At 63.7% G+C, this 20,480-nt stretch carries 26 protein-coding genes; 17 read left to right on the forward strand and 9 right to left on the reverse strand.

Features of this window, described 5'->3' with window-relative positions:
• Positions 1–27: 27 nt before the first annotated feature.
• Both purF and G7077_RS02545 read left to right on the forward strand, forming a co-directional pair.
• Positions 28–1,488 (forward strand): amidophosphoribosyltransferase, encoded by a 1,461-nt coding sequence (gene purF / locus G7077_RS02540; protein ID WP_166410352.1) that lies wholly within the window; start codon positions 28–30, stop codon positions 1,486–1,488.
• Positions 1,489–1,498: 10 nt separating this feature from the next.
• Positions 1,499–2,215 (forward strand): SDR family NAD(P)-dependent oxidoreductase, encoded by a 717-nt coding sequence (locus G7077_RS02545; RefSeq protein WP_166410353.1) that lies wholly within the window; start codon positions 1,499–1,501, stop codon positions 2,213–2,215.
• Here G7077_RS02545 and G7077_RS02550 read toward each other — a convergent pair.
• The 5 genes from G7077_RS02550 to G7077_RS02570 form a co-directional block, all read right to left on the reverse strand.
• A complete protein-coding gene (locus G7077_RS02550; protein ID WP_166410354.1) occupies positions 2,212–3,462 on the reverse strand; it encodes an SAM-dependent methyltransferase in 1,251 nt (416 codons plus the stop codon). The genes G7077_RS02545 and G7077_RS02550 overlap by 4 nt on opposite strands.
• Before the next feature lie 39 nt (positions 3,463–3,501).
• Positions 3,502–4,833 (reverse strand): cryptochrome/photolyase family protein, encoded by a 1,332-nt coding sequence (locus G7077_RS02555; RefSeq protein WP_166410355.1) that lies wholly within the window; start codon positions 4,831–4,833, stop codon positions 3,502–3,504.
• A gap of 43 nt (positions 4,834–4,876) precedes the next feature.
• Positions 4,877–5,842 (reverse strand): metal-dependent hydrolase, encoded by a 966-nt coding sequence (locus G7077_RS02560; RefSeq protein WP_166410356.1) that lies wholly within the window; start codon positions 5,840–5,842, stop codon positions 4,877–4,879.
• Positions 5,843–5,854: 12 nt separating this feature from the next.
• Entirely contained in the window at positions 5,855–6,865 is a 1,011-nt protein-coding gene (locus tag G7077_RS02565) for a 2-oxoacid:ferredoxin oxidoreductase subunit beta (protein ID WP_166410357.1), read from the reverse strand.
• Positions 6,866–6,944: 79 nt separating this feature from the next.
• Entirely contained in the window at positions 6,945–8,834 is a 1,890-nt protein-coding gene (locus tag G7077_RS02570) for a 2-oxoacid:acceptor oxidoreductase subunit alpha (RefSeq protein ID WP_166410358.1), read from the reverse strand.
• Positions 8,835–8,960: 126 nt separating this feature from the next.
• Between G7077_RS02570 and G7077_RS02575 the strand changes: the two genes are divergently transcribed.
• Entirely contained in the window at positions 8,961–9,434 is a 474-nt protein-coding gene (locus G7077_RS02575; protein WP_166410359.1) for an RNA pyrophosphohydrolase, read from the forward strand.
• Between the two features lie 83 nt (positions 9,435–9,517).
• Positions 9,518–9,721: a hypothetical protein gene (locus G7077_RS02580; protein WP_166409923.1), complete on the forward strand. Its 204-nt coding sequence runs from the start codon at positions 9,518–9,520 to the stop codon at positions 9,719–9,721.
• Between the two features lie 5 nt (positions 9,722–9,726).
• On the opposite strand, the gene G7077_RS02585 is transcribed toward G7077_RS02580, so the two are convergent.
• Positions 9,727–10,290: a GIN domain-containing protein gene (locus G7077_RS02585; protein WP_166410360.1), complete on the reverse strand. Its 564-nt coding sequence runs from the start codon at positions 10,288–10,290 to the stop codon at positions 9,727–9,729.
• Positions 10,291–10,399: 109 nt separating this feature from the next.
• Here G7077_RS02585 and G7077_RS02590 point away from each other — a divergent pair, with 109 nt between their 5' ends.
• From G7077_RS02590 to G7077_RS13995, 4 genes are all read left to right on the forward strand, one after another.
• The gene (locus G7077_RS02590; RefSeq protein ID WP_166410361.1) at positions 10,400–11,608 is read left to right on the forward strand and encodes a hydrolase; all 1,209 of its coding nucleotides are present in this window, start codon (positions 10,400–10,402) and stop codon (positions 11,606–11,608) included.
• Positions 11,605–12,624: an arginine N-succinyltransferase gene (locus tag G7077_RS02595; RefSeq protein ID WP_166410362.1), complete on the forward strand. Its 1,020-nt coding sequence runs from the start codon at positions 11,605–11,607 to the stop codon at positions 12,622–12,624. The genes G7077_RS02590 and G7077_RS02595 overlap by 4 nt, the downstream gene beginning before the upstream one ends.
• Complete coding sequence (locus G7077_RS02600; RefSeq protein ID WP_166410363.1) at positions 12,624–13,883, forward strand: N-succinylarginine dihydrolase; 1,260 nt, start codon at positions 12,624–12,626, stop codon at positions 13,881–13,883. Before G7077_RS02595 ends, G7077_RS02600 begins: the two co-directional genes overlap by 1 nt.
• A 76-nt stretch (positions 13,884–13,959) precedes the next feature.
• Positions 13,960–14,295, forward strand: a complete 336-nt coding sequence (locus G7077_RS13995) for a hypothetical protein (protein ID WP_246167327.1) — start codon at positions 13,960–13,962, stop codon at positions 14,293–14,295.
• On the opposite strand, the gene G7077_RS02610 is transcribed toward G7077_RS13995, so the two are convergent.
• Together G7077_RS02610 and G7077_RS02615 are read right to left on the reverse strand one after the other, a co-directional pair.
• Entirely contained in the window at positions 14,222–14,563 is a 342-nt protein-coding gene (locus G7077_RS02610) for a hypothetical protein (protein WP_166410364.1), read from the reverse strand. The two genes, G7077_RS13995 and G7077_RS02610, sit on opposite strands and share 74 nt — an antisense overlap.
• 37 nt (positions 14,564–14,600) lie before the next feature.
• Positions 14,601–14,930, reverse strand: coding sequence for a hypothetical protein (locus G7077_RS02615; protein ID WP_166409924.1), 330 nt, complete (start codon positions 14,928–14,930; stop codon positions 14,601–14,603).
• A gap of 113 nt (positions 14,931–15,043) precedes the next feature.
• Between G7077_RS02615 and G7077_RS02620 the strand changes: the two genes are divergently transcribed.
• From G7077_RS02620 to G7077_RS02635, 4 genes are all read left to right on the forward strand, one after another.
• Positions 15,044–15,202: a hypothetical protein gene (locus G7077_RS02620; RefSeq protein WP_166410365.1), complete on the forward strand. Its 159-nt coding sequence runs from the start codon at positions 15,044–15,046 to the stop codon at positions 15,200–15,202.
• Positions 15,203–15,287: 85 nt separating this feature from the next.
• Positions 15,288–15,728 (forward strand): DUF6766 family protein, encoded by a 441-nt coding sequence (locus tag G7077_RS02625; RefSeq protein ID WP_166410366.1) that lies wholly within the window; start codon positions 15,288–15,290, stop codon positions 15,726–15,728.
• A gap of 64 nt (positions 15,729–15,792) precedes the next feature.
• On the forward strand, positions 15,793–15,960 hold the full coding sequence (locus tag G7077_RS02630; RefSeq protein WP_166409925.1) for a hypothetical protein: 168 nt from the start codon (positions 15,793–15,795) through the stop codon (positions 15,958–15,960).
• 327 nt (positions 15,961–16,287) lie between these two features.
• Positions 16,288–17,559 carry a tyrosine-type recombinase/integrase gene (locus tag G7077_RS02635; RefSeq protein WP_166410367.1) on the forward strand — a complete coding sequence of 424 codons (1,272 nt, stop codon included), beginning with the start codon at positions 16,288–16,290 and terminating at the stop codon, positions 17,557–17,559.
• Here G7077_RS02635 and G7077_RS02640 read toward each other — a convergent pair.
• Complete coding sequence (locus G7077_RS02640) at positions 17,534–18,394, reverse strand: hypothetical protein (RefSeq protein ID WP_166410368.1); 861 nt, start codon at positions 18,392–18,394, stop codon at positions 17,534–17,536. The genes G7077_RS02635 and G7077_RS02640 overlap by 26 nt on opposite strands.
• 115 nt (positions 18,395–18,509) lie before the next feature.
• Between G7077_RS02640 and G7077_RS02645 the strand changes: the two genes are divergently transcribed.
• The 5 genes from G7077_RS02645 to G7077_RS02665 all read left to right on the forward strand — a co-directional run bounded on the left by G7077_RS02645 (position 18,510) and on the right by G7077_RS02665 (position 20,400).
• Positions 18,510–18,725 carry a MerR family transcriptional regulator gene (locus G7077_RS02645; RefSeq protein WP_206367667.1) on the forward strand — a complete coding sequence of 72 codons (216 nt, stop codon included), beginning with the start codon at positions 18,510–18,512 and terminating at the stop codon, positions 18,723–18,725.
• 188 nt (positions 18,726–18,913) lie between these two features.
• On the forward strand, positions 18,914–19,120 hold the full coding sequence (locus G7077_RS02650) for a hypothetical protein (RefSeq protein WP_166410369.1): 207 nt from the start codon (positions 18,914–18,916) through the stop codon (positions 19,118–19,120).
• The gene (locus G7077_RS02655) at positions 19,117–19,452 is read left to right on the forward strand and encodes a hypothetical protein (protein ID WP_166410370.1); all 336 of its coding nucleotides are present in this window, start codon (positions 19,117–19,119) and stop codon (positions 19,450–19,452) included. The genes G7077_RS02650 and G7077_RS02655 overlap by 4 nt, the downstream gene beginning before the upstream one ends.
• Positions 19,449–19,664 carry a hypothetical protein gene (locus G7077_RS02660; RefSeq protein WP_166410371.1) on the forward strand — a complete coding sequence of 72 codons (216 nt, stop codon included), beginning with the start codon at positions 19,449–19,451 and terminating at the stop codon, positions 19,662–19,664. The genes G7077_RS02655 and G7077_RS02660 overlap by 4 nt, the downstream gene beginning before the upstream one ends.
• A gap of 34 nt (positions 19,665–19,698) precedes the next feature.
• Positions 19,699–20,400, forward strand: a complete 702-nt coding sequence (locus G7077_RS02665) for a hypothetical protein (protein WP_206367668.1) — start codon at positions 19,699–19,701, stop codon at positions 20,398–20,400.
• The last annotated feature ends 80 nt before the right edge of the window (positions 20,401–20,480 follow it).

A 20,480-nucleotide genomic window follows, 5' to 3' on the forward strand; every position in this document is an offset into this window, starting at 1 on the left:
CCTATTGCAGCGCGCGGGACTCGGGACATGCTGACCACCAACCCATTCGACCACGGCCTGGACGGCGACAAGCTGCGCGAAGAGTGCGGCGTCTTCGGCATCTGGGGCGCCGACAATGCGGCCAGCTTCGTCGCGCTCGGCCTTCATGCGCTTCAGCACCGCGGTCAGGAAGCGGCCGGCATTACCAGCTTCGACGGCCACAATTTCCACTCCCATCGCGCCATGGGCCATGTCGCGGGCAATTTCGACCGCGAGGAAGTGATGCGCTTGTTGAGCGGGCGCACCGCCATCGGTCACGTCCGCTATTCGACGACGGGCGAGACCGCGCTCCGCAACGTCCAGCCGTTATTCGGTGATCTCGCGCAGGGTGGGTTCGCTGTTGCTCATAATGGCAACCTTTCGAACGCGATGAAGCTTCGTCGGACGTTGAACCGCCGCGGCTCCATCTTCCAGTCGACCAGCGACACAGAAGTGATCATCCACCTTGTGGCAACCTCCGGCCACGGCAGCACGCTGGAGCGGCTGACGGAGGCGTTGCGGCAGGTCGAAGGCGCTTACTCACTGCTCATCCTCACCGAGGAAGGCATGGTCGCCTGCCGCGACCCGCTCGGTATTCGGCCCCTCGTCATGGGCAAGCTGGGCGAATCGACGATCTTCGCCTCAGAAACGGTCGCGCTGGACGTGATCGGCGCCACCTACATACGCGACGTCGACCCCGGCGAACTGGTGGTAGTCAACGAAGGCGGCATCCGCTCCTTCCGCCCCTTTGCCAAGGTCGAAGCGCGTCCCTGCATCTTCGAGCATGTCTACTTCTCGCGGCCCGACTCGGTCGCGGAAGGAAAGTCGGTCTACGAGGTTCGCAAGAATATCGGCGCCGAACTGGCAATCGAATCGCCCGTAGAAGCGGACTATGTCGTGCCGGTGCCGGACAGCGGCGTGCCGGCCGCAATCGGCTTCAGCCAGCAGTCGGGCATCCCATTCGAGCTCGGCATCATTCGTTCGCATTATGTCGGCCGCACCTTCATCCAGCCGACCGACGGCATCCGCCATTTGGGCGTCAAGCTGAAGCACAATGCCAACTCGGCATTGATCGACGGCAAGAAGATCGTCCTTATCGACGACAGCATCGTGCGCGGAACCACCAGCGTGAAGATCGTCCAGATGATGCGCGACGCCGGTGCCCGCGAAGTTCATATGCGGATCGCCTCTCCGCCCACGCGCCACAGCTGCTTCTACGGTGTCGACACGCCGGAGCGGGCCAAGCTGCTGGCCGCACAGATGAGCGTCGAGGCAATGGCGGATTACATCAACGCCGACAGCCTCGCCTTCATCTCCATCGACGGCCTCTATCGTGCGCTCGGCACCGAGCGCGACCATGACAAGCCGCAGCGCTGCGACGCCTGTTTCACGGGTGACTATCCAACCTTGCTGACCGACCTTGCCGAGAAAGAGGGCGCGATCCCTTTATCTCTCGTCGCCAGCCGCTAAGCACCCCACTATGACCGACACGAAGCCGTTCGACGGCAAGCTCGCGCTTGTCACGGGTGCCAGCCGCGGCATTGGTGCCGCAACAGCCGAGGCGCTCGCTGCGGCGGGTTCCCACGTCATTCTCGTTGCCCGCACCGCCTCTGCGCTGGAGCAGGTCGAGGACCGCATTTACGCAGCGGGTGGCAATGCCACCATAGCTCCGCTCGACCTTACGGAGGGCGAATCGATCGGCAAGATCGCCGCGGCCGTGGCGGAGCGCTGGGGCAAGCTTGACCTCCTCATCCTCAATGCAGCGATGCTCGGATCACTCACACCCGTCGAGCATATCGACCCCAAGGAATATAGCCGCGTCCTCAGCCTCAACCTTCTGGCCAACCAGGCGCTGATCGCAGCGTTCGATCCGCTGCTCCGCAAGTCGGAACACGCCGAAGTCGTCGCCCTCACCTCTTCCGTCGGCTCCAAGCCCCGCGCCTTCTGGGGTGCATACGGCTCGTCAAAGGCGGCGCTGGAGACGTTGCTTGGCGCCTATGCCGATGAGACTGAATATACCGGCAAGGTGCGGGTCCACATCGTCGACCCGGGCGCCACCCGCACCCGAATGCGCGAACTGGCATTCCCAGGCGAAGCCCCGGAAAGCCTCAAGCCGCCGGAGGCCGTGGCTGAAGCGATTGTCAATCGGCTGACCGGCGATGCTGCGACCGGCGAGAAGTTGCGGGTCGACGCTTAGCGCCGTTGCAGCGTTACCTGGGCGACGTCGATGCTGCCGCCGCGAAAGCCCCCTTCGCAATACATCAGGTAATAACGCCAGAGCTGGTGGAATTCGCCGCTGAAGCCGGGCAGATCGCCGGCCGCAACGACGGCGTCATAGCGATGCCGCCACTGCTTCAGCGTCTCGGCATAATGAAGCCGAAGGCTTTCGCTCCGGTCTCTCCATGATAGGCCACGCTGCTCCGCCAGGGAGGCGAACAAGGGTTCGTTGAGGAGCATGCCCCCCGGGAAGATGTAGGTTTGGATGAAGTCGGCGCTGGTGGAATAACGGTCGAACAGTTCGGGACGGATGGAGATGAACTGCAATGCCGCCCGGCCGCCGGGCGCGAGGTTGGCGGCGATGCAGTCTAGGTAGGCGCCCCACCAGCGCTGGCCGACCGCCTCCACCATTTCGACTGAAGCGACCGCATCGAATTGTTCGCGAACGTCGCGATAGTCCTGAAGGCGGATGGTGATGCGGTCGCTTAATCCTGCTGCCGCGGCTTCCCGCTCGGACCAGGCCTTTTGTTCGGTCGACAGCGTCAGCCCAATGACGTTTGCGCCGCGCCGCGCCGCCTCGATGGCGAGGCTGCCCCATCCGCACCCGATTTCCAGCAGCCGGTCGCCGGGCTTTAGTTCCAGCCGGTCGAGAAGCTGAGCGACTTTGTGCCTTTGAGCTGCGGCAAGGTCTTGGGTCTCTCGCTCGAACCATGCCGAAGAGTAGGTCATCGTCTCGTCCAGCCAGGCGGCGTAGAAGTCGTTTCCAAGATCATAGTGGGCAGCGATATTCTCCCGCGCCTGTGCGGGGGCGTTGTCGCGCAATCGATGGCGCAAGGCATTCAGCCATCGGAAGGGCCCCTTGGACCGCGCCGCGCTGCCGAGAGCCACGGCGTTGGCGGTGAAGAGCTCGAACAGAACAACCGGGTCCGGGCTCGACCATTCGCCAAGTGACCAGGCCTTGTACCAGCCCACCGACCCGGAGGTGCCGAGGCGCACGAGGCCCATCCAACTCTGGAGATTGACGATGGCGGCGGGTCCGGGCGCCCTGAAGCCTATCTCACGACTGCTTCCGTCGGGAAGTGTGGCGTGGATGCCGCCGGCCACGAGCCGACGGTCGAGCTGGTCGATGAGTTTGCGGAACGCCGGTGCGGCGAGCCGCCCGAGGAGGCCCGCGCCGGTCGCGAAGCCGCGGTCCGCTCGTACCAGATGCTCGCCCCTTGCGCCCATGCGCGCCTAGTAGCTGCGCCGGGGCGCGAAAGTCGAGCGTCAGCCCCGCCGCGCCGCGGTTAGCGCCCGCTCCCGCGCTTCCCGGTGGCCGATCAAGGGCGGCGGATAGCTGCCGCGGTCAGCGGGATCGTGAATCTCCGCGTCCGACAGGTGCGCCAGTTCCGGCACCCAGGTGCGAATATAATCGGCGGCACCAAACTTTGCCGACTGCGTAAGCGGCGCCATGATCCGGAAGAAGGGCTGGCTGTCGCTGCCGGTGCCCGCAATCCACTGCCAGTTGAGGCTGTTGTTGGCATAGTCGGCATCCACCAACGTGTCCCAGAACCAATGCGCGCCGCGCCGCCATTCGACAAGAAGATGCTTCACCAGGAAGCTTGCTGCGATCATCCGCACACGGTTGTGCATCCAGCCCGTCGCCCAAAGTTGGCGCATACCGGCGTCGACGATCGGGTAGCCGGTCCGGCCTTTCGACCAGGCCGCGAAATCGTAGTCAGCCTGCTTGCCGGTGCGCCATCTCACCCGCGCGGGCCGCTGATGCTCCTCACCCAGTTTCGGATCGGCGGTGATCGCGCCGCGCGCGAAGTCGCGCCAGGCGAGCTCCTTGCGGAATTTGGCCGCATCTGCGCTGCGGAGGTGGTGCCAGACCCGGCGCGGGCTGATCTCGCCGAAGTGGAGGTGGGCCGAAAGGTTGGAAGTGCCGATCTCGGACGGCAGGTCGCGGCGGCGCGCATACTCGCCCGCGTCGGCCTCGAATCGTTCCAGGTGGGCAACGGCCCCCTCCTCGCCGGGATGCCAGACGCCGAAGCCCTTGGCCCAGTTCGGCTTGGTTGGGAGTAGATGCCAATCGTCCAAGCGGTCCGATCTTGGGAGCTTGTCCGGCTTGCTGAAGCGTTCCGCTGCATCAATCGGCTCAGGTACCTCATGCTCGCACATCGCCCGGAAGAAGGGGCCGAACACCTTGAACGGCTGCCCGCTGCCGGTGCGAACCCGGTCGGCCGGGACGAGCGTGTCGCCTGCGTGAATGGTGATCCGGTCGCCGAGCGTCTCCTCGACCTCGCGCCACCACGGTTCGAAGTGACGGGTCGCATGGACAGTTTCTGCGTCCAGCTCGTCCGCAACCCGCCGCACGGCTTCCGCGCTGCGGCCCCGGCGAAGCACCAAGGCACCGCCCCGCGCCTCCAAGTCGGCGCCGAGTGCGCGGAGGCTGTGGTGCAGCCACCAGCGCTGGGCACCGCCGATCGCCCAGTGGCCGGGCGTTTCGTCGTCGAGCACATATAGTGCCGCGAAGGGGCCGGCTTCTGCGGCAGCGGCAATGGCGGGCTGGTCGTTGAGGCGGAGGTCCTGCCGGAGCCAAACAAGCGAGGTCGTCATGACCTTGCCTAACGCGCCGCCGCGGACGGCGATGCCACCGACCTTAGCCGGTAGGTGGGCAGCCGGGAGCGCCGGTGGGGATCACCGCCTCCCGCATCAGGCCGGAGCGCCCGCGCAGCTGCATGTATCGCGCGTCGCCGATCTGCACCCGAATTTCGCATAGGCTCGCCTCGGAACTGGCAAGCGGCATAACCGACCAGCGTAGGAACTTGCGTAATGCTGGCTCGCGCCTCAGAGCTTCCCGAACGTACGGATCGGCCATGCCGTTCGGCGTGCAGCGGCTTGCCGGGCACATGCCCGCTACAGGGTCCCATTTGCTCCAGCGGTAGCAATCGCCCTCACGCCAGGTGAGATCGCGGCGCCAGAACAGCGCCGGCGGCGGCGAGGTGAAGATGGCCTGCGCCGTCGGCGCGCGCTTGCGAACCGCCGCTTCGGCGCGATCGCTGATCAATAGATTCAATGCGATGTAGGCGACGGCGATGCCGATGGCGTTCTGCGCCACGCGCGGCCAGTCGGCGCGGCCCCTTTTCTCCTGCCGCTTGGACCAGAAGACAGAAGCGCCGAGCAGGATCCAGAGGAAGAGGTCGATGATGAACAGCCCGTCCGCATGGTACCAGCGGGCCGAGAGTGGCGAGAACAGCTGGACCGAGTAGGTTGTCAGCAGGTCGAGGAAAGGGTGGGTCAGCGCGCCGAGGTAGCAGAGCGCGAGCAGCCACCACGGCCGCAGGGGCAGACCGCTTTTGAATTGCCGATCATGGCCTTGCTGCCATCGGTCGAGAAGCCAAAGCAAGCCGAACAGGATAGGCGGCATCATCAGCACGCCGCCGACCAACCCATGCGTGAAGCCGCGGTGCGTGGCGAGCGGCTGCCACGGCGCGCTCCCGAAGAAGACGTCGATGTCCGGCATGTTGGCGCCGAGGATCAGCGCCGTCAGCCCCTTGCGTGTGCGGTTCTTCAGGCCCGCCTGGCCAAGCACCCAGCCGGCCAACGAGTGGGTCAAATTGTCCAAGCCTGATCGCGCCTACAGCGAGTGCGGTTCTTTCTCGACCTGCCAGGTCTGACCCTTGGAAACGAGCGCCTGGAGGTCGGGCGTCTTGCCCTTTGCGACCGCCGCGTTCTGCTCCACGACCGCGCTTTCGAAGGTCGGCGCGGGATCCTCGTAAATGACACCGAGCGCGACAGGGAAGCTCTGCGGCATCTCGATCAGCATCGCGGCAATGGCACGATTCTTGGGATCGTGGACGAGCACTGATGGGTCGTCGCCTTCGACCACCTTGAGAGCCATCCGCTCGGCGTCGATGGCGATGCCCTTGGTGCCGCCGGAGAAAAGCATCTTCTCGCGGGCCTTCAGCCAGAGCTGCTTTTCCTGAGCGACGCTGCGGTCGGTGAACGGCGCGAAGACCTCGTCATTGTAGACGACGCAATTCTGATAAATTTCGACAAAGCTGGCGCCGCGATGGGCGTGGGCGGCCTTGAGCACGTCGGGCAAATTCTTGTGCACGTCGATGCCGCGCGCGATGAAGCGAGCGCCGGCGCCGAGCGCGAACATGCCGGGTGTCGCCGGCCGGTCGACCGAACCGAACGGGGTGGAGGGCGAGCGGGTTCCGATCCGCGACGTCGGCGAATATTGCCCCTTGGTCAGGCCGTAAATCTCATTGTTGAACAACAGGATCTGGCAATCGAGGTTGCGGCGCAAAACGTGCATCGTGTGGTTGCCGCCGATCGAGAGCGCGTCGCCGTCGCCGGTGATGATCCAGACGTCGAGCTCCGGATTGGCAAGCTTGATGCCGGTCGCAAAGGCAGGGGCACGGCCGTGGATCGTGTGGAAGCCGTAGCTTGCCATATAATATGGAAAGCGGCTGGAGCAGCCGATGCCGGAGACGAACACCGTCTTCTCGCGCGCGACGCCGAGGTCCGGCATGGTCCGCTGAACCGCCTTCAGCACCGCATAGTCGCCGCAGCCGGGGCACCAGCGCACTTCCTGGTCGCTGGCCCAGTCCTTGGCGGTGGTCACTTTCGTCATCTCATTCATGTCAGATATCCACCAAGATAGGCGAGCACGAGCAGTACCAGGATTAGCATCATCACCAGCGGGAAGACCGGGATCGGCTTCACGCCACCGCCTCCCCGACAAGCGCCGCGTCGATCGCCGCTTCGATCTCGGCGATCCGGAAGGGGTGGCCGGAGACCTTGTTGAGCGGCTTGGCGTCCACCAGGAACTGGTCGCGCAGGACGGTCTTGAGCTGGCCGGTGTTCATCTCCGGCACCAGGATATGCCGGAAGCCTTTGAGCAGGGCCGCCATGTTGCCCGGCATCGGGTGAATGTGGCGAATGTGGAGGTGGCTGACGCTTTGCCCCTTTGCGCGGCCGCGGCGGACGGCCTGGTGAATGGGGCCGAATGTCGAGCCCCAGCCGACGACCACCAAGTCGCCGGTCTCTTCGCCCAGGCAGATGTCCTGGTCCGGAACGGCAACGCCCGCGACCTTTGCGGCGCGAATGCGGGTCATCTCGGCATGGGCTTCGGGCGAGTAATCGATGTTGCCGGTGCCGGGTGCCTTTTCGATGCCGCCGATGCGATGTTCGAGGCCCGGCGTGCCCGGCTTGATCCATGGCCGCGCAAGATCCTCGTTGCGGGCGTAGGGCAGGATCCCCTCGCCTTCCGGCGGCTGATCGGAGAAGAACTCCACCGGGAACGGCTGGTAGCCGCTCATGTCCGGCACCTTCCACGGCTCGGCCGCATTGGCGATATAGCCGTCCGTCAGCAGCATCACCGGCGTCATATACTGCACCGCGATGCGGCACGCCTCGATCGCGCAGTCGAACGCGTCGGCGGGGGAGCGGGCGGCGATGACCGGCAGCGGTGCGTCGCCGTTGCGGCCGTAGAGCGCCTGGTAGAGGTCGGACTGTTCGGTCTTGGTCGGGAGGCCGGTCGACGGCCCGCCGCGCTGCGAATTGACGATCACCAGCGGAAGTTCGGTCATGATGGCGAGACCGATGGCCTCCATCTTCAGCGCGATGCCGGGGCCGGACGAGGATGTGACGCCAAGGCTGCCCGCGTAGGAGGCGCCGATGGCAGCGCAGGCGGCAGCAATCTCATCCTCCGCCTGGAAGGTGGTGATCCCGAACTCCTTCAGCCGCGAAAGATGATGCAGGATGGGGCTCGCCGGCGTGATCGGGTAGGAGCCGAAGAACATCGGCAGGCCGGCGAGCTGCGCGCCTGCGACAAGTCCGACCGCGAGCGATTCCGCCCCTGTGACGGTGCGGTAGAGGCCGGGCTCGGCCGGGACCGGCGCCAGGCGGTGCTGCTTGACCGGTGCGGCCATCTCCACCGTCTCGCCATACGCATGACCCGCATTCAACGCGGCGATGTTGGCCTCCGCAAGCTCGGGCGCCTTGGCGAACTTGGACTTGAGCCAGTCGACGATCGGCTGGCGGTCGCGGTCAAACATCCAGAGCGCGAGCCCCAGCGTCCACATATTCTTGCAGCGCAGCGCCTCCTTGTTGCCGAGCCCGAACGGCTTCACGGCATCCATGGTGAGCTGCGAAATGTTGAGATGGACGAGCTGCCACTTGGCGAGGCTGCCGTCCTCCAGCGGGTTGGCGTCATATCCCGCCTTGGCAAGGTTGCGGGCCGAAAACTCGCCCTCGTCGGCAATGATCAGTCCGCCTTCGCGAAGCTGCTTGACGTTCACCTTCAGCGCCGCCGGGTTCATCGCGACGAGCACGTCCGGCTGATCTCCCGCGGTTTCAATCGCGGTGGAGCCGAAGTTGATCTGGAAAGCCGAGACGCCGAATGTCGTGCCCTGCGGCGCGCGGATCTCGGCGGGAAAGTCCGGAAAGGTCGCAAGGTCGTTACCCGCAAGCGCGGTGGACAGCGTGAACTGGCCGCCCGTAAGCTGCATTCCGTCACCGCTGTCGCCGGCAAAGCGGACGACGACGGCTTCCGGAACCGGGTTGGCGCCGGCTTCGTCTTCGGTGATGAGGTGGGTGGCGGTCGCCACGGGCAGTCCTTCTGCGATGTCTGGATCGATGCCCATTTAGGACGGTGCGGCAGGTTTCGCCACCACTTCATCGCACCCGGCGCAAAGTGGATTGCTTCGTGCTTACGCTCCTCGCAAGGACGCCGGATGATCGAGGACGAGTCCCAATACCGCCGCGGAGTCGGCATCATGCTGCTGAACCGCGACGGCAAGGTCTGGGTCGGCAAGCGGATCGACCATCCGAGCGAGGCCTGGCAGATGCCGCAAGGCGGCATGGACGAGGGTGAAGAGCCTTGGGGCACGGCGAAGCGCGAGCTTGAGGAAGAAACGGGGATCACACCCGATCTGGTGGAGCTGATCGGGGAAGCGCCGGAGCGGCTTCGCTACGACCTTCCTGAGGAGCTGCAGGGCAAGTTCTGGAAGGGGCGGTTTCGCGGACAGCAGCAGAACTGGTTCCTGTGCCGCTTCCTGGGTAAAGACGCGGATGTGAACATCGCCACCGACCATCCCGAGTTCAGTGACTGGAAGTGGGTCGAGCCGGCGAAGCTCCCGGACCTCATCGTGCCGTTCAAGAAAGAATTGTACCGTAAGCTGCTTCGCGATTTCGCCCCCCAGCTTTGAACGGCTCGTCGGCACACACGCGCAACAATCGGCACCAACGGCGCTCGGCGGAGTTTAACCTGCCATATTATCAAGGATTATTTGTGCCGAACGAGCGTATCGTTGCCATCGGTTTGCTGACCAACTCCGACCTCGATTTGTTGGGCAGCAGTTTCGACCGGATCTGGCCCGTCGAAGAAGCGCCGGCTTTTCCCGATCTACTAAGCGCGATCGATGAAGCCGACCGTGAGCTTCAGGAGCGGAAGAACGGCGCCCCTGGCCCGGTGCTTGGCGGCGGCCGCTATTAGGCGCTTCAGCGAAGCCGACGGAGCCCGCCGCCGCCGCTGATTGCCGACGACACCTGCGGATTGCCGACATAGCCGACCTCGCCGCCACCACGAATTGCCGCGTTCAAGCTTGAACTCGCCCGCACCTTGATCACTCCGCCACCCGAAATGGCAGCCGACGCAGTTCGCGTTTGCACCTGGAGAGCATCGATCACGCCGCCACCCCGGATCGCGGCAGCGACATCGCTCTCGGGGGCAAAGCCGCGGGCTACGGCGATCTCGCCACCGCCGGAAATCGCCATGTCCGGCAGGCGCGGTGCTTCGATCAGGATCTGGAGATCGTAGTTGCGCGGACAACGGTTGTTGCAAGCGGCGATCCGAAGCTGCCCCGAGCGATCGACGCGCATCTGGGTGAAGGCAGAGCTGCCGGTAAGGATGGTAACCCGTTGGACCGGGCCGGGCCGAACGGTGACTCGGCCGCCGCCCATCAGCTGGATAGAGCGAAAAGCCGGCGTGGCGACACGCTCGGCACCAGTGGCGGGCACCGACAGTGTCACGACGGCCAGCGTTGTCAGCAATATGTTGCGCATCAGGACGGCTCCTTCATCATTCATGAGCTACATCTGTAGCGCGCTACATTTGTAGCTGTCAAGCGGTGCCGGTGTGGTCTTCCCCCGACTGGCGGGCTAGACGCCGGCTATGACGGGCCTAAGCAGCAGCGAGCAACACATCACCGACGTGGCCCGTGCCCAGCCCATGCTTGAGCAGGTGCTTGCCTGGTCGGCGGTGAACAGCGGCTCGGGTAACCTCCAAGGCCTCGCGACCATGGCGGGGATGCTCGGCGACGTCTTTGCCGCGTTGCCCGGCAACCTGCAGCTCATAGATGCAGAGCCGTCGCGCAACGTCGCGGCCAGCGGCAGCGTGGATGAGGTCGCTTACGGCCGCCATTTGCACCTGCAGGTCCGGCCCGACGCGCCGCTGCAACTGCTGTTCACCGGCCACATGGACACCGTCTACCCGGTCGATCACCCGTTCCAGGCAACTCGGTGGTTGGACGACGCGACTCTCAATGGGCCGGGCGTTGCCGACATGAAAGGCGGGCTGGCGGTGATGCTGGCGGCCCTCACCGCGTTCGAAACGTCGGATCTCGCGGCAAAGGTCGGCTACGAAGTGCTGATCAACAGCGACGAGGAAGTCGGCTCGCTCGGCTCTGCTGCGATGATCGCCGAGGCGGCGCAGGGCAAACGCGCGGCGCTGACCTATGAACCCTCTGCCTTGCCGGATGGAACGCTTGCTGGGTCGCGGCCGGGCAGCGGCAACTTCTCCTTTCTTGTCCGCGGCCGCTCAGCCCATGCAGGGCGCAATCCCGACGACGGGCGCAATGCGGTGGTGGCCGCTTCGGAACTGGCGCTCCGGCTGGCGATGTCGAAGACTCCGGGGCTCAGCATCAATCCGGCCAAGATCGATGGCGGGTCGCCGAACAATGTCGTGCCGGATCTGGCCATTCTGCGCGTCAACATGCGGCCGCGTACCGGCGACGACCAGGAGATCGCCCAGCGGCTGATCGACAAGGCCGTGGACGAAACGGCGAAGCAGCATGAAGTCTATATCGAAGTGCATGGCGGCTTCGCGCGGCCGCCCAAGCCGATGACGGGCGAAGCCGAACTGCTGTTCCAGATCGTTCGCAAGGCGGGTGCCGACCTCGGCCAGGCGATCGACTGGCAGCCTAGCGGCGGCGTGTGCGACGGCAACAATATCGCGGCCTGCGGTGTACCGGTGGTCGACACGATGGGCGTACGCGGCGGCAAGATCCACAGTGAGGAGGAATATCTGATCGTCGAAAGCTTGCCGGAGCGCGCGGCCTTGTCCGCGCTGACCATTGCCCGTCTGGCGAGGGAGGCTCTGTGAGCTACCGAGTGCGGCCCGCAACGGGCGACGACTTCGCCGCCATTTACGAAATGGCGAAGCTGACCGGCGGCGGCTTCACCAACCTGCCGCCGGACCGCGCCACCCTGGTCGAGAAGCTGGCGCGGTCGGATCGCTCCTTTGCGCGGGAAGAGGACAGCCAAGCGGGTGACCTCTACGTCTTCGTGCTCGAGGATCTCGCGACGGGCCGGGTACGCGGCACCTGCCAGGTGTTCGGCCAGGTGGGGACCGAGCACAGCTTCTATTCCTACCACCTCAGCACCCTTACGCAGAGCAGCCCTGAACTGGGCAAGACGTTCCGCAACCAGATGCTGACGCTGACGACCGACCTTGAGGGCTCGTCCGAGGTCGGCGGGCTGTTCCTCCATCCGCAGGCACGCGCTGGTGGGCTTGGCGCCCTGCTTGCGCGCAGCCGTTACCTGTTCATCAAGCAGCATCGCGCCCGTTTTGGCGACCGGACCCTGGCGGAGCTTCGGGGCGTGATGGACGAGGCCGGCAATTCGCCCTTCTGGGACGCGCTTGCGGGCCGCTTTTTCGACATGAGCTTCCCGGAAGCCGACGAGTTCAACGCCATTCACGGCACCCGCTTCATCGCGGACCTGATGCCGCGCACGCCCATCTATGTCGCAATGCTTGCCGACAATGCCAAGAACGTCATCGGCCACCCCCACCCGACGGGCCGGGCGGCTTTACGGATGCTGGAAGAGGAAGGCTTCCACTTCGACCGGTACGTCGACATTTTCGACGGCGGCCCGACGGTAATCGCACCGACCGACCAGATCCGCTCTATCCGCGAAGCCCGGTTGGACACGGTGGCGGAGATCGGCGACGTCCCCGGCGGAAGGAAGTCCATCCTCTCCGCGGGCCGGCTAACCGGCTTCCGTGCCTGCTGCGCCGGGGTTCGCCGCGTCGAGCGGCGCGGCGTGGCGATCACGCCGGAGACGGCCGCATTGCTGGAGGTGAACGTGGGCGACCCCCTGTTGGTGGTGCCGCGCTGATGCCGATTGTCGAGATCAACTTCGACGGCCTGATCGGGCCAAGTCACAATTATGCTGGTCTCAGTTTCGGCAACCTTGCCGCGATGAAGAACGCCGGCGCCGTGTCCCAGCCGCGGGCTGCAGCGCTGCAGGGCATCGCCAAGATGCGGTCGAATATCGCCCTGGGTCTGACGCAGGGCATGTTCCTTCCCCATCCAAGGCCGAATCGCGCCTGGCTTACGCAGCTATCGACCGACGTGGACAGCGCAAGCTCCGAACTGCTCGCCAATGCCATGTCCGCCTCGCCGATGTGGGCGGCCAATGCTGCCACCGTCTCCCCTGCCCCGGACACCGCCGACGGGCGTTGCCACCTGACTGTGGCCAATCTGCGGACCATGCCGCACCGCAGCCACGAATGGCCGAACACGCTCGCGCAGCTGCGGCTGGCGTTCGGCAACGAGCAGCACTTCGCGGTGCACGGGCCGGTGCCGCCGGCCTTCGGCGACGAGGGTGCCGCCAACCATATGCGGCTCACCCCTTCGCACGAAGCACCGGGCCTGGAGGTCTTTGTCTACGGCGTTGCCGGCGGCGCCTTTCCTGCACGCCAGCATGTCGAGGCGTTCCGCGCCATCGCCCGGGTGCACAGGCTAAACCCGGAGCGAACCTTGTTCGCGGCACAATCGGAAGAAGCCATCGCTGCCGGCGCGTTTCACAATGATGTGGTGGCGGTTGCGAACGGGCCGGTGCTGTTCGCCCACGAACAGGCGTTCGCGGACAAGGCGGCCCTGCTCGACACCTGTACGCGGCTGGTTCCGGGCTTCGAATATGTCGAAGTGCCTGCCGCCGAGGTGCCGTTGACCGATGCCATTTCGTCCTACCTCTTCAACGGTCAGCTGGTGACCTTGCCGGGCGGCGAGATGGCTTTAATCGTTCCGTCCGAAGCGCGGGAGACCGCGTCGGTCTGGGCATGGCTGCAGCGACACCTTGCAGGCAACGGTGCCATCCGCCGGGTCGAGGTGGTGGACGTCCGTCAGTCCATGGCCAACGGCGGCGGCCCCGCCTGCCTTCGGCTGCGCGTCGCCTGCGATCCGGCAACGGTGGACCCGAGGTTCCTTGTCGACGACGCAAAGCTCGACCGGATGGCGGAGGTAGTGGCCAGCCATTGGCCGGAGGAGATTGCCGTGGCGGACTTGGGGCGGTCCAGTCTCATCGAGGCGGTCGAATCCGCACGGGCGCAGATGCTGGACCTGCTCGACCTGACCCAGCTCGCGTCGGGTTAATTTACAAGTAACCATATCCTTTCAGACTTAAATGGCGGAACTCCGCCACTGGCATGGCGTTTGCTTAATACTTCACATGCGCAAACGTATCGCCCGTCTGTTCACCATCAAGACCAAGTGGGAGGCGTGGTTTGTCATCTACGCCATTGCGCTCGGCGCGATTGAGCGGGGGCGGCACTATATGGAAGTGTATCCGGGCTTCAGCGGCTATCTGCTGGCGTTTGCTTGCACCGGGGTGGTGTTCCTGGCGGGCGGGAAGTTGCTCGACAGCGTAACTCCGGCGAAGCCCGCCATGGCATTCGGACCGCATGTGGGCGATTTGCGGCGCCGTTACCCGGTCAGTCGTAGTCGACCCAAAGTGCGCCACGCGCCGAGCGGTTCAACGTCACCGATTTCGCTTCGCAAAGATTGACGCCCGGCCAGACTGCGTCGACCCCGCCCGACAGTTTGGCGCGAATGTCGAAGGCACAATCGGGATCGCTGAAGTCCACCTGACCACGTCCGCCGGATGGCGGCCTGGCGGGCAAGGGCCTCCACTCGGCGGTTCCGAAGCGACGGATCTCCAGGGTTTCGATGTTGAGCCCGGTCGCATTGACGATCGTAAAATTCGCCGCGCCGGCGGCAAGCGCAGGCGCGGCGACAAATGCGAACAAAGCTGCAGGTAACTTCCACCCGGACATAGAACGACGTCTACACCGAACGCCGCCGCTGCTCAATTCAGGCGGCGTTGAGCTCCGCATAGCTGGGCCGAGGGCCGCGAATGAAGGGAGCCGAGCCGGTCCCGACGCGATACGCCTCCTGCAGCGGCAAGGCCGTCGAACAGAACGCACATTCGGCCAGCAGACGACCGATCATCCAGTGGGTGCGGCCGCAGCCCGGGCAATGATTCACTTCATTTTCCCGGTACACGGCATGGTAGCCGCGGGCGGCAGGATCGAAGGGGTTACGCTCAACAGAACTCAGCATGGTCGTTTCCTTTTCAACCATTTGGAAGGCCCAACGAGCGATGAGTCGTTCGGTTTCAGCGTCGAAGCGGAACGCCTCCAATCTGTCTCCCAATGGCAACAATCTGTTCCGCTGCGGGACGCTGTGGATATTAACCATCTCTTAGGCATTGCGCGCCAAGCTGCCCGCCAAGGGTGAAATCAAGGGTGGGCAGCATGGAGTCAAACGTCCGTTTCTATCGTCGCCGCGCCGCCGAGGAGCGCACGGCTGCCCAGCGCGCAATCACCGAACAGGCCCGAAGCTGGCACGCCAAGCTGGCCCAGGACTTTGCTGAGCGGGCCGACGCCTGCACGGGAATGGCCCTGACCGCCTGATACCGCCTCAGGGCTGTACTCGGCGGAACCTTTTTCCAGTTTCCAGGCGTTCGTTCCGGAACCCAAATGGTTTCGGGAGACGCTGATGCGCCGGTATGCCTACGCCTGGATAACCCTCGCCTTCTTCCTTGTCTCGTTTGCGCTTCACTGGTTCTTCGGCTGGAAGGCTTATGCGGACGATGCCGCAACGCACGGGCAAGTGCCCCAGATGGCCGAATATCTCAACGAGATGGGCCGCGACACGTTCGAGAATTGGCAATCGGAGTTTCTGCAACTGCTGTGGCAGGTCGTCGGTCTCGCTTACTTCCTTTACGTCGGCTCGCCCTCGTCGAAGGAGAATGACGATCGTGCTGAGGCGAAGCTCGACGCGCTGATCCGAATGGTTGGCGGCGAAGACGCCGAGCAGCTGCTGAAGGATATCGACCAGCATTACATGCGGACGGACGGCGTGTCGCCGCATGGCCACGACGCGGAGATTGCAAAGGCAGCGGGACGGCATCTGAGCGGGGTGGCGCGGCGAGCCTGAAGCGAGGGCGGCAGGGAACCGGTTGGACTCGCCGAGGATTCTTCACTGTCGAAAGGAGAGGATCATGCCCCGTGAACTGATCGATACCGGAACCGACAAGCGCTTTGTTCGCCGCGACGAGAACGGCCGCTTCAAAGACATGGTGGATGTTGGTCGCAGCCTGGCAGCCGACCGCCGCCAGCATAGCGACACCAAGACGAAGAAGGGCGAAGGAGACCGCGGCGACCGTTGAGCGCTGGAGTGGCGGCGCGGAGTGATTCCGCGCCGTCGGACCTGTCGAGCCAGGTGGCGAGCAAGCCTTTGGCTTCGCACCAGCTCATCGCACAGTCGTGCCGTTGCCGTGCAACGGCTTGCTTGCGCTCGGTGGTTCGAAATGGCGCGCCCGGAACGATTCGAACGTCCGACCCTCAGATTCGTAGTTAGAGGGACAGTTTAAGAGCGGCTCTCTTCAAACCGCTGGAAACTACGGCGGTTCTCCCAATGTTCTGTTCCTAATTACCCCTTTTTGTTCCTGCAAAATCCTGATAGCGTGCTTGCTAGGTGATTGCTGGAGGCTTCAATGGCGGTCGGGAAAATCACGGCTGACGGTATCAAGGCGCTGGTCAAAAGCGACCGCGACGAGTTCCTTTGGGATGACAAGCTCGCCGGGTTCGGTGCCAAGCTGACGCCCAAGGGGGCGCTGACCTACATTCTCCAATATCGTCTCGGCGGGCGCGGTGCCTCGACTAAGCGCTACACCATTGGTGGGCCGAATAAGGGCTGGAAGCCGCACACGGCACGGGAGGAGGCTGAACGGCTGTCTCGTTTGGTGAGCCAGGGGGAAGACATTGCTACCAAACGGAAGGACTCGCTGATCGCGGCGGAGGAAGCCAAGCGGATCGCGAAAGAGCTGGCCTTTGCCGACTACGTTGATCGCTTCGCGGAAGGGAAGCTCAAGGCGAAGTGGCCGAAGTCGTGGCGTCAAACGAAGGGCTGTCTCGTCAAGCACGCTGTCAGCCGGTGGAAGGACAAACCCCTTCCCTCGATTACGAAGGCGGACATCCTCAAGGCACTGTCAGCACTGGATGACATGCCGGCGACCAAGCGGAACCTCTATGCGGCGCTCTCCTACATGTTCGGCCAAGCGCGTCTGGATGAAGACATTGCCGTCAACCCGATGAGCGGCGTCGAAGCTCCTCCGGTCGTGGCTGAGCGTAGCCATACGCTGAACGAGGATGAGTTGCGCTGGCTGTGGCACTCCACCGAAGAACTGCGCGCACCCTACGGCCCGTTGTATCGCCTCTTTGCCCTGCTCGGGCAGCGCCGAAGCGAGATTGGCGGAATGGACTGGGCGGAACTGAACCGTAAGGCCGGGGAGTGGCATATCCCTGCCGCTCGCGCCAAGAACGGGACAGAGACGATCGTTCCCCTGCCCTCCTCCGCTATCGCAATCCTCGACAAAGCCACTGGCAAGGACAAGTGGCCGCGCAACGGGCTGGTGTTCCCGTCCCGTGCAGGAACGGCGCCCTCGGGCTTCTCCAAGACCAAGAAGCTGTTGGACGCCAAAATGTCCGAACTGGCGAAGAAGGAGGACGGATCGTTGAGGCCGTGGCGCACTCACGATCTGCGCCGCACCCTCGCTACCAACATGCAGTCGATGGGCTTTGCCTTTGAGGTTGTTGAGCATCTACTGAACCACAAGGAAAAGAGCCGTACGGGTATCGGCAAGGTCTATCAGACGCACGCCTTCAAGCCTGAAAAGCGGGCTGCCATTGAGCGTTGGGAAGCCGAGTTGCAGCGGATCGCGGCGGGCAAGGACGCCACGGTCATTCCTCTTGCTCGGATGGCTTAGCTCCTCGCGCTTCGATGGCTGCGGCTATGCGCCGTATGCCGCGCAATAGATCCTCATCATTCATGGCACGGCCAGGCCTCAGCTTATCGAGTGGTTCCACAACTCCGCTGATGACGAACATGCGACCAATGGCGTACCTTAGATCGTTGCCTTGGCCGTGGCCCATTTCGAAATTGAAGCGGTCCTTGCCCATCAATTTGCCTGCGACCTCTGAGCCTAAGTCGATCGCTTTAGCCCGCCGATCCTCCTGCTCCTTGAGAGGGCCGTCAAATACCGCCTGAGCCGCTTTCTGAACCCTCTTTAGTAGTTCGGCCTGTTTCGCCTCGGCCTTCTCAAGCTCGCGCCTAACTTCCACGGGCATCTCTTCGTCAGCGAGAAACGCGGTCTTCAGGCCGTTTATTTTGGTACTCACCCGGTCGAGCTCGATCGCTGGCTCCATGAACGCCCACATCGCCGGCCTGTGCTTTTCGAAAAGGTCGAGGTCGATCTGAGGCTGGAAACCCTCAAGCAAGAAGCGCGCGGCGCTGCTTACGCCCTCCCAGGTAGCGCGGTCCTCCGTCCACTTTTTGCCGGTCTGCAATTCCACCAGCGTTACAGTGCCAGCCAGTAGCTTGATGAAAAGCGCCATCTCAGGGCCGCCGACAAGGCTTTCCTCAAGGAACGACATCTCCAACCGCATCTCAATTTCCTGAGCGATGGACCGCTCAGACTTTTCTGCTGCTGCCGTCAGTTGATCCTTCAGGCGTGCGGTCGTTCTGAAAGTGAACGCAGCTCGCTTCGCCTCCTCGTCTGCCTTCTTGGGGCGACCCCGCCCACTTGAGATGATCTCGGCCACTTGTCCCCAACTTCCTGCTTTATGCATTCGCCGGCGCATCCAAGAATCTAGACATCCGCCGTCATTTAGTGTATGCATTGACGCATCGGGAAAGTCCGGTCAAGGAGGGTTTTGGATGATTAGGAAGTTTGAAGCCGCGGTTGACGCGCTTGGGCGCTGCGACAGCGGGAACGCTGGTCTCGTGCTCGGAAAATCTCAATCAACGCTGGCGAATTGGCGCACGCTCGGCATCGGCCCTGCGTGGTTCAAGGTCGGTGGCCGCGTCTATTACCGATTTGATGATCTAGTCGCGTACGGGACGGGCGAAGCAAGCGCTCCGCAGGCGGCGTGACACATGAGCGCACATCGCCGGGTGTCGCTCTGCCCCACTCAAAATGAGCGAGACCGCGAACGGGATTCCGGCCCGCTGCGGTCTCAATGCCCCAATCGTTTCGTCACGCCAGGGTTGCATCCTCTTACTGGAATGCACTCTCCAAGGCAATCAATAAACCGCTCCGGTGGGCGGAAGGTGGTGCGGCAATGCCAGCCTTTCACCCCTTCCCCGACCAGCGTTCGGCAGCCCTCGCGCTGCTCAATGCTGGTGGTCGCCTGACGCGCAAGGCTGGGAGTTTTCTCGGCCAACTCGCCGTCGATCCTACACCGATGACAGAGGCGCAATCCGACTGGCTAACGACGCTCCTTGAACGCGCTGGCCTGCCTCCGCTTGCCAAGGAGAATGCCCAGTGAGCAACGATAACGAGAAGCCTGACCGCTACCCTGATGTAGCGGGCCATCGTGGCATCGATGCCAGTATTGAAGCCGCAGAGGGCATGACGCCGAAGATCGGACGCCTTCAGAAGATGACGTTGGCGGTCATTAGAGAAGAAGGACCCCGAGGCCGCACCTCAGACGAAAGCACCGAAGCCTGTGGGATGGACCGCTGGAGCATTCAGCCCAGAATAAGCGAACTCAAGGCTAAGAGACTTGTCGTAGATTGCGGGCTGAGGCGCCGCAACAGCACCGGCAAGAACGCGATCGTGTGGGTCACTCCTGAACACAAGCAGGAGGAGGCCGCATGAGCAGCAAGTCCAAGCCCAAGTCGCCTTACATCACGGCAACACACCCACAGCGCGGGACGTTGTGGGCTGCCGTCGATCCCGACGCTCGCAACCTAGAGGGCCGAGTAGAGGATCTGCGCTTCGGTGCTTACCTCGCCCCCTTCAAGTCCGCTGCCGACGCAGAGGCTGCTCTACGGGCTGCTGGCGGGCAACTGGAGGTTTCGCATGGCTAGGCGTCGGGACAGGTTAAACGCGACTGGCCGGAACGTGTATGGCGTCGGACAGGACGGGCGCTTTATCTACGTCCGTCACTCGCTGGTGGTGTCGCCTCAGTTCTCGGCCCTGTCGCCCAATGCCCGCAATCTCTTCTGGGAGTTGCAGAGCATGTTCAACGGCAGAAACAGCGACACGCTGTTCCTGTCTGTGCGGGACGCGGCTGATCGGCTCGGGCTTGTTTGTCTCAAGGCAACTGGCGCGGCTTTCGATGAGCTGGTCAACCTCGGCTTCCTGCGTGAGGCGATGGCTGCCAGCTTTCGCCAGAAGTACGATAGCAAGTCTCGGGCGCGGGCTTGGAAGCTCCTTTGGATCGGTAAGGACAACAAATGCTCCGGTCCCGACTTTCTGCCGCCGCTCGATGGTCTCCCTCTCACCAAGAAGGAACGGAAGCGGGAGGCCGCGAGGTCAACGGCCATCAAGCGGTTCAGGCGGGACGGCGATAAAGGAAAATTCACGGTGGAGGATTCCTCTACACTCGCCGCTAGAGCCGAGTTCTCCGTGGAGGATTCCTCTACGGTCGAAATGCCAATCGGCGGAAAACTGCCAACCCTCGTTGTTGGGGAATCCTCTACACATATATGTTACCAAGGGGGTGTGGGGAACGACAACGCTTCCCCTGCCCCTCACTCAGCATGGTGGGCCTCTATCGAGAGGTGCATGGCTCGGCGGTCTGACCTGCAAGCCGCTGCTTAAGCTTGGAAGAAGACGAGGATGCACTGGACCAGCTGATGGCTGAGTTCGGCATACCAGACGCGGGGGTGGGTCGCGATGAT

Origin of the sequence: Sphingomonas piscis, from assembly GCF_011300455.1 — a bacterium.
Lineage (GTDB): Bacteria > Pseudomonadota > Alphaproteobacteria > Sphingomonadales > Sphingomonadaceae > Sphingomicrobium > Sphingomicrobium piscis.

Coding starts and splice junctions, on each gene's coding strand:
- G7077_RS02545 (WP_166410353.1), top strand. CDS start 1,499: ATGACCGACACGAAGCCGTTCGACGGCAAGCTCGCGCTTGTCACGGGT.
- G7077_RS02600 (WP_166410363.1), top strand. CDS start 12,624: ATGCCGATTGTCGAGATCAACTTCGACGGCCTGATCGGGCCAAGTCAC.
- G7077_RS02645 (WP_206367667.1), top strand. CDS start 18,510: ATGATTAGGAAGTTTGAAGCCGCGGTTGACGCGCTTGGGCGCTGCGAC.
- G7077_RS02620 (WP_166410365.1), top strand. CDS start 15,044: ATGGAGTCAAACGTCCGTTTCTATCGTCGCCGCGCCGCCGAGGAGCGC.
- G7077_RS02575 (WP_166410359.1), top strand. CDS start 8,961: ATGATCGAGGACGAGTCCCAATACCGCCGCGGAGTCGGCATCATGCTG.
- G7077_RS02650 (WP_166410369.1), top strand. CDS start 18,914: ATGCCAGCCTTTCACCCCTTCCCCGACCAGCGTTCGGCAGCCCTCGCG.
- G7077_RS02610 (WP_166410364.1), bottom strand. CDS start 14,563: ATGTCCGGGTGGAAGTTACCTGCAGCTTTGTTCGCATTTGTCGCCGCG.
- G7077_RS02555 (WP_166410355.1), bottom strand. CDS start 4,833: ATGACGACCTCGCTTGTTTGGCTCCGGCAGGACCTCCGCCTCAACGAC.
- G7077_RS02625 (WP_166410366.1), top strand. CDS start 15,288: ATGCGCCGGTATGCCTACGCCTGGATAACCCTCGCCTTCTTCCTTGTC.
- G7077_RS02585 (WP_166410360.1), bottom strand. CDS start 10,290: ATGCGCAACATATTGCTGACAACGCTGGCCGTCGTGACACTGTCGGTG.
- G7077_RS02630 (WP_166409925.1), top strand. CDS start 15,793: ATGCCCCGTGAACTGATCGATACCGGAACCGACAAGCGCTTTGTTCGC.
- G7077_RS13995 (WP_246167327.1), top strand. CDS start 13,960: ATGCGCAAACGTATCGCCCGTCTGTTCACCATCAAGACCAAGTGGGAG.
- G7077_RS02660 (WP_166410371.1), top strand. CDS start 19,449: ATGAGCAGCAAGTCCAAGCCCAAGTCGCCTTACATCACGGCAACACAC.
- G7077_RS02590 (WP_166410361.1), top strand. CDS start 10,400: ATGACGGGCCTAAGCAGCAGCGAGCAACACATCACCGACGTGGCCCGT.
- purF (WP_166410352.1), top strand. CDS start 28: ATGCTGACCACCAACCCATTCGACCACGGCCTGGACGGCGACAAGCTG.
- G7077_RS02565 (WP_166410357.1), bottom strand. CDS start 6,865: ATGAATGAGATGACGAAAGTGACCACCGCCAAGGACTGGGCCAGCGAC.
- G7077_RS02635 (WP_166410367.1), top strand. CDS start 16,288: ATGGCGGTCGGGAAAATCACGGCTGACGGTATCAAGGCGCTGGTCAAA.
- G7077_RS02550 (WP_166410354.1), bottom strand. CDS start 3,462: ATGGGCGCAAGGGGCGAGCATCTGGTACGAGCGGACCGCGGCTTCGCG.